The following is an 8,087-nucleotide window of genomic DNA, read 5'->3' as shown; positions in this document are numbered from 1 at the left end:
TTACAAAAATTAGTGAGCAATATAAATCTGAGCTCAATTAATACTCTCCGATTATCTAATAAAATTCAATAATAAAAAAAATAACTCAAGGCAGTTAAAGACAAAAAATAACTTGAGGGAATTAGTAATACCGCTCAATTTAAGGCAATTAATAGTAAAAACTCTTCGCTAAGCAATTTTAAACAAAAAATAACTCAATTTAGGAAAAAGCAAAAAATAACGCAAGACAGTTATAAACAAAAAAATTTAATATAACTAGAGGTAATTAAATTAAGGATACCTAAAATTTGCAGATAATTCTCTCTTAAATAAGAATTTTTTCCTCTATACCCCGAAAAAATATAAGGTTTTTCTTTATCACGGTTTGGTTTTTGGTATAATGCACATTTGTGTTTATATTTGCGAGAAAATGATCATAAGATATAAATTTCTTTCTCTTTTTTTATCCTTAAACTACCAAACTTAGTAGAAAAAATAGAATTTAGTTTCCTTTTCTCTTGATTCTTAAAAAAGACATATCTATATAAAAAATGAGTAATCTTTGTTGAGTAAGTAACAAAATAAAATATCATTTTTGATTAAATTTAAGCAATTAAGAGCATTTTTAATGGTAAAATATATATAATAGGATCATTTACTAAATTCATAATTTGGATTATTGCTTATGCTACCAAGAAAATACTTGAACGTTCTTTATCAATTTATGTGCGTCGCGGACTATGGTAGTTTCACCAAAGCAGCCAACCAGCTTGGAGTTACGCAAGCGAGTATTAGTAAACAAATTCGTGAGCTTGAGAAATTCTTAGGTTATGATGTACTTAATCGTACTACCCGTAAAGTATTCCTAACCCAACGCGGTAAAATGCTCTATGAGGGCGTTAAAGCTTCTTATACAATTCTAGAAGAAGGTTTATCTGCTCTGAATGATATGGGGAGAGAACCTAAAGGGACTGTACGCATTAACGCTTCGCGTCATATGATAGACTATGTTCTTACCCCTAAATTAGCTAAGTTAGCAAAACTGTATCCTCTAGTTAATGTCGAGTTTTTTGAAGCCAATGGCTTTGTCGACTTGCTAACTGATGGCTTTGATGCGGGTGTAAGATTAGAAAGTCAAATTCCTAATAACTTTATCTCACTGCCTATAAATAATGGCCTGAAAATGGTTGTAGTCGGTTCTCCAGCTTTATTTGCTCGTGATGGTTTTCCAAAATCACCAGATGATCTAGAAGCATATCCATGCCTAGCTTATCGTTTCCAGACAAATAAACTATGGGATTGGGAGTTTATTGATCCGCAAGACAATCGTCGCCGTATTACCCATGCGCCAAAAAACTCTTGGACTTATGGTGACCCTATAAGTTTAGTGAATGCAGCTCGTTTAGGCGTAGGGCTTGCATATGTACCTTTAGATCTAGTTGAAGAAGATTTACATGAAGGACGCTTAGTGCAAGTTCTTCCTGAATATGGTATTACCCTACCAAAAACTTGTATTTACTACTCTGATCGTCGGGTATCCCAAGCTTTACGTGTTATCTTAGACGCACTGAAATTAAAAGAATAAAAGAATAAAAGAATTAAACGACTAACCGAGGCCCACGCCTCGGTTTCTCGCGTTTAAGGACAAAAAAACTCCTTAAGCAAAGCTCAAGGAGTCGGACAATGAATAGAATTAAGACATTTATTTAAAAAAGATAATATACCCTAGAGAAGATATCCCTAACAAAGCCACATATAGATAATATCTCTATACAAGTGTTTTTTTCTTATCTTGAGTTAGGCTGGCAAGTAAGGTTACTTAACTGAGATAAATCAAGAGCATATATGTCTGGGAAAGAGACTAGAGGTTATAACTTCATAAGAAAAATCTTAGGTATAAAACGATTCTTTTTGCATTAAAAGATAGAAAAAATTTCTCAGGATAGATTAATAAAGATATAGGATATTTTTAGTTAAACCTCAAATCTTTGGTATGTTTTTATTATATTGCAGCAAAGATTATTAATAAATAGTCTTTGATTAAATAGTTTTGTGAAAAATAATCAAGAATCTTTGGGATTTAAAAAAATTAAAAACAAGAGTAAAGAAATAGGTACAGTTCTTTAACACAAAAATTTAAATAATTAACCTAATTAACCAATTCACCAATTAACAAAAAATAAAGTGCAAGCTGGCTTGCACTTTATTATTGTTGCTATATTTTTTTTACTTAATTTGATTAGTGGAACTAAATTAAGTAATTAACCTTAACCCTTATTTTTTATTTTTAACCCTTATTTTAATTTTCTTTAATTTTTTACTTAACCTTATCTTTTTTCAGTTGGCGGTGGCGGTCCTTTTAAGCCAGCCATAAGGTTAGACCTATCGCCGAGCCATGGCGTATTATGCAACTCCGAGGCAGCATGGACACGAGCCTTATCCTTAGCCCCTAAAGAAGAGTTAATTTGATGGATAGCTCTTTGGCGTTGGTTACGTTTTACTTGTCCTGTAACATCACTAAAGATATTTCCTGTTAACTCCGTGGTATAAGGTATTAAGTTTATCGCACGAATAGTTAGAGCTCGCACAGGATGATTCCACGTAAAAATTTGCTTAAACAGTTCCATTCCTTTGCTTTGTAAGTCTTTGGCTACTAGCGAAGGTAAGTCCAGTTTAGTTTGTCCGCCATAATCTTTAAATTTAGTATCTCTAACCGAAATAGCTATGCCTGTAGCTAAAAGGTTATGACGGTGCAGTTCTTGCGATACTTTAGTTGCCAGTTCAAGGAGAATGCTACTAACTTGGCTCGTTTGATAAACATCTTGAGCAAGAGTAGATCCTCGACCAATACTTTTATGAGCATCATGAGTTTGCCCTGTTTTTACGGCAACGGCATCTAGAGCATTAGCACATAACCAGAGGTTAAGGCCATGGGCTCCTAGATGTTTTTCTAAGTAATCACGCGGAGTTTGGGCAAGCTGTCCAATAGTTTCAATATTCATAAAATCTAGCTTAGCTAAAGTAGCCGAGCCTACCCCAAGCATATCTTGTACTGGACACGGCCAGACAATTTCTTGGTAGTTAGTTGGGCTAATATAGGTTACGGCATCTGGTTTTTTAAGATCCGAACCTAGTTTAGCAAAGGTTTTATTAAAAGAAACTCCTACCGAAATAGTAATGCCTAGTTGACGTTTAATATGCTCGCGTACTTTATGGGCAAGAGCTTGAGGCGATTCATATTGTCCTACCACATCTGTAACATCCATCCACACTTCATCAATACTATAGTTTTCTACCTTGCTGGTATAGCTTAAATAAATTTGCGTTGCGAGTTCCGAGTAGCGATTATAGGTTTCAAATTCGGGTGGCATTACTATAGCCCCAGGACATTTTTTTAAAGCTAATACCGTTGGTTCTCCTGTTTTTACCCCACAAGCCTTGGCTTGATACGAAGCTGCTAAAACAACGCCTTTACGTTGTTCTTGATCTCCACCAATAATTACCGCCTTGCCTTTAAGGTGCGGATGTTCTTGCATGGTTATAGAAGCAAAACAATTGTTCATATCACAATGTAAGATTACCCTCTCAAAAGTAGGAGACAGTTGTTCAAGATCAAGAGATGCTAGAGTATCAACTTGCATATTCTCGAGATAGAGCGAACGTTGTTGTTGTAAGGCTTGCCTTACTCGAGGCAGTACCTTGTCCATTTGCATTTGCTCTAAGAACTCTGGCATCGACATATAGGCCAGAGCATCAAGTTGCTCACGAGTATATACACCCAGAGGAATCATCTGGTAGCTGTAGTAGCGACTTGCCTTGTGTAAATAGGCGTCTTCTTTACTATAGCGTTGGTTAAGTAAAGCTATAACTTCTGCTGAGTAGTTATGAGCTTCTTTTTGCCAAGTATAGTAGTAGGCAAGATACTGCTCAGGGCTAAGAAAAAACTCTTGCTCTTGTGGATAGTTACGAAAGAGAAAGTCATTTTCTTGTTGATAGGCTTGAGCAAATCTTTGTCCAGGGGCTACTTCATGCTTGTGTTCTTCAAAGAGGTTGTACACTAAACTACGTCGCAGAGGATTAGTAATGCTCGCGGGAAGCTCAGGCAGATAGAAGTCAGGTTCACCCCCTTGCCAAACTCTGCCTGTAAGAGGATTAAAAGTTTTATAGCCGTAAATCGGATAGCTAAGTTTTTTACTACCAGCTGCTAACCAAGTATTGTGGTAGAGGTTAGGAAAGTAATTTAAACTGCCATAGCCAGGTTGACGCCAACCTCTTTGCAGTAAACTCGGAAAAGTATAAATTTGTTCATACTGAGAGTAGTGAGCAAAATACTGTCCGCGTTGTTGCATGAGTTGCTGAGCAAAAGCAAGATCTTGCTCTTGCTCTAAAGCGATAAGCTGAGGAGCAACTTCGGGAGCTAAAGTAAAACTTAGCTCAGGCATTTGCGTATGCAAGCTATAACCTTGTCCATTGACATACCAAGCTTTAGTGAGTTGTTCACCCTCGCCTAATGCCCCATAATTACAAAAATTAGCTTGGTGCAGTAAATAACTTGGGGTATGACTTATTCCTTGCCCTACGAGGGCATAGATCATATTTTGTCGGGCAAAAGGATGCTCGAGACTTTGTAAATGAACGCATTTACTATTGCCAAAAAGTTTAGTGGTGGCAAGTAAAGAGCCTAAAGCTATATTCTCAGGAGCATAGCCCACAAAAGCTTGATAAAACTTTTCTTGACTCGAAAGAGGATAGTCTTTGCTGAGTTTAGCGAGGCGTTGTCGATGTTTTCTTTTTAATTGCCCATAGCGACTATAACCAGGATGACTTGCCTTGTGGTTATAGGCAAGATAGAGCTTTAACTGTGCCTGATCAAGCAAAGAAGAATTAAGTTCAGGGCTCGAATAGATACTTGGGCGTTTGAGTAAACGACGTAAACTATAGTAATAGTTTAAGCCCAGATCCCGTTCTGGCTTTAAGTAAGCTTGCTCATAACTATGTTGCGCTTGTTGCAGGCGAAGAGATAAGTGCTCTTTAAACTCTTGGCAAAATAAATGCTCTAAAAAGTTGTCCTCGAGAGTTAGAGGCAAAGATTGCTCAGGTGAGGCAGAGGTAGCTTTTAATTGCTGAGCAAGCAATTTACGAATATTGCTATATTCATCAGCTTTGCCTTTTTCTACCTCGAGTTCAACTTGCTGAACAAACTCTTGCTGAGCTTGGCTATAAGCATGAGCTACTTGATCCTCTCCGAGAGTTTGCGTTAATTCCTTTTCTCGATAGACCCGCAGACTATTTGCTTCTTGGCTTTCTTGTGGAGCAACAAAGCAATGTTTGCTCTCGAGCCCTTGCCCCAGTAAATGTGCCAAGTGTAAATAGTTAGCATAACCTGTGGTTTGGAGTTGGCTAAGACTGAGCTTTTGCAGAGCCGAGCTTTTTAAGCCCCCATGTTCTTGCTGGAGTTGAGCTAAGTATTTTTCTTTAATACGCTTTGCCCAATACACCTTGCTATAAGCGCGAAGATCTAAAGTAGCTCCTGGCACTTGATAGAGATTAGTTTCAAGCAAGTACTTTTCTTGTAAGGCACTATTACTTTGTGCCTCAACACTAGTTAAGGAGAGCGGTTGCTCTAACCAAGCATTTAAGTAGTTATCTTGATAAGTTTTATAGTGATAAACTTGGGAAGCCCAGTTGCGTTGGGCAAGAGCTTGTAGCACTCGCTCACTCGAACTTAAATACCAGTGTTCAGTTTTTGTGGCTTTGTTAGTGTAGTAAAACCCTAAACGCTCGAGTAAAGGAGCAATACTTTGGTAATAGTAGTAGCTGTTGTTACTACCTTTGCCTAAGTGCTGGAGTAAACCTAAAGGATTAGCAGGTTCGGGAGCAAAGCTTAGTTGCGGAGCAACTATAGTTTGGCGAACCGCATAATAGGTTTGCTGTAACTTTTTAATTACCTTTTGGTAAGCTTGATAATAGTCTCCGTCTGCCTCATGAATACTGAGTTGATGCATGAGTTCTTTTTGTTGTTTGAGCCAGAGTTCACCGTCTGATTCTTGCATAACAGGAGGACGATAAATCGAGCTAGCATCTACGGCAGGAGCATCTTCGGCAGTTAGAGGGGCGAAAAATGTTGTTTTTGTGCTCGCTTCTCTTTGCGCTTGTTGGCTTATACCTGCTACTTTTTCTTCATAGAGTTCTCTTTGCTCAGCTCGTAATAAAGGCGGAACAAATTCTTGCCCTTGGCTATAAGCAGTTTGAGGTTTTTGTTGTTCGAGCTCAAGTTGGAGTTGTTGGCGGTTTTCTGGCGTAAGAATTAAACGCGAAAAATACTCGGGATCATCAAATTGCACAAAAGGATCAAACACTGGAGCTATATGCCCATCAAGTTGAGGCACACTCGGAGAAACGAGTTCACTTGCGAGCAGATGCCATTTTTGTTCAATAGAGCGTTGCGGATCACAAACTAACTCCATTAAGGGATGTAAAATAGGTAACTCAAAAAGATCTTCGATTTTTGGCGTTTGTAATTGTTGTTGTACATGAGCTAAAGCTTGTTTAAGTTGCCCCTTACCTTGTTGGCATAGTTGCACTTGGTAGAGAAGATTTGCCTCTTGCTCTTTGTTAGCTAGGCTTGGTTTTTTCAGAGCCAGTTCTTGAGCTCCTAAAAGTTGCCAATTAAAGCGTGTGCTTAAATTGAGGCAACGTTGATATTGTTGCTCTAAAGCATGTTCTTTGTATTGCAGTAATTGTAAAAGATCGAGTAGTCTTTGCCATACTACCTCTACCTTTCCTTGTGTCCCACTAGAAGTTAAAATTGGCGTAAAAGCACGTAACCAAGTCATTTGTCTTACCACAAAAGAAACTTGTTGCTTAAAGTAGCTTTCGAGTTCGCCTTCTTTAATTTTGATTAACTCGAGAGGAAACTTAATTTCAGGTAAATGATAAGCAAGGTAACCTTTGATTTTAGGGTAGCTGAGTTGTAAAGCCTCAAGTTCGAGTTCGAGCTCGGCAATTTTTTTGTCAATAAACTGTTGGTGTTGATGTACTTGGCCAAATAGCTCGGGCGTTTTAGGAGCTTGGGCTAAGCTTTCAAGACCTTGAGTCAAGATCTTTTGTCGAGCTTGGGCTAGTTTGTGTAATTGGTTTTTTACTTGCTTGAGTAAGCTTTGCCCTTGGCTTTTACTTAATTGTTCAGAGGGGCAAGCGAGAACTTGTAAGAGATCTTTGCGTTTGAGTTTATTAATGCGAGCTAAGCTTTGTTGATAAAGCTCAGAGTGATTGTCATCGCCATAAGGAAGTTGGGGAGGAAAAATTTTTTCCTTGAGAGCTAGAGCTACTTGATAGCTCAGAGACTCTAAGTCTTGTTGCAGTGGGATAGTCATAATTTTGCCTCATAGTGTTCTCAGTGCCCCGCAAGCTAGCCTAAAGCTTGGTTAAATAAAAGAAGGGGCTAATTTTTAGGTGATACTATTTTTTTCTTAATTTATATCTTTATTATAGTATAAAAAATGCTAATAATTTTAGGTACTACTTATATAAGCGTAAATAAATAAAGTTATACCTGTGATTATTAAATCTTATAATTTTATTTAGGTACTAGTATATTTAGGATAAAAAATAGAAAAAAATAAGAGAAATAAAGAAAAAAATTAGCAAAATTAGCAAAAAAATAGAGAAAAACAAAGAAAAAATAGAGAGGAAATAGAGAAAAAATAATAAAAATGAGAGAAAAATAGAAAAATAAAGAGAAAAGTATCAAAAAATAGCAATTAAAGCAAAAGAAATCAGTAAAAATACCTTAAAAGAAGCAGTCAAAGCAAAAAGTACAACCTAAAATTGCAAAAAAACTCCTAAAAAACAAATTAATTCTCTAAAAAAGCAAAAAATATTCTCCCCCACCTCAAATAAATCCAAAAAAAGAACTTAAAAATCCAAAAAAATCGCAAAACTTCAAAATTTAATCAAACACTTCAAATCTCAATCAAGCACTTCAAAATGTAATCAAACACTTCAAATCCCAATTAACACCAAACTTTATTACCCCCTCAACTCGTAATTAACCACCCTTCCTAGTAAAACCAACTGCTATATTCTCTCTCGTCAAAATCTCAGGC

2 protein-coding genes are annotated in these 8,087 nt (G+C 36.9%); one reads left to right on the top strand and one right to left on the bottom strand.

Annotation, left to right across the window (positions count from 1 at the left end):
* Window positions 1-664: 664 nt before the first annotated feature.
* Complete coding sequence (locus CJP74_RS05075; RefSeq protein ID WP_119497198.1) at window positions 665-1,564, top strand: LysR family transcriptional regulator; 900 nt, start codon at window positions 665-667, stop codon at window positions 1,562-1,564.
* 742 nt (window positions 1,565-2,306) lie between these two features.
* On the opposite strand, the gene CJP74_RS05070 is transcribed toward CJP74_RS05075, so the two are convergent.
* Window positions 2,307-7,355 (bottom strand): DNA polymerase Y family protein, encoded by a 5,049-nt coding sequence (locus tag CJP74_RS05070; protein ID WP_119497197.1) that lies wholly within the window; start codon window positions 7,353-7,355, stop codon window positions 2,307-2,309.
* Window positions 7,356-8,087 lie beyond the last annotated feature (732 nt).

The sequence above is a fragment of the Psittacicella melopsittaci genome (assembly GCF_003585925.1).
Classification (GTDB): domain Bacteria; phylum Pseudomonadota; class Gammaproteobacteria; order Enterobacterales; family Psittacicellaceae; genus Psittacicella; species Psittacicella melopsittaci.
Note: the sequence above shows the minus strand (reverse complement) of the source record. Positions and strands in the feature narration are given on the sequence as shown.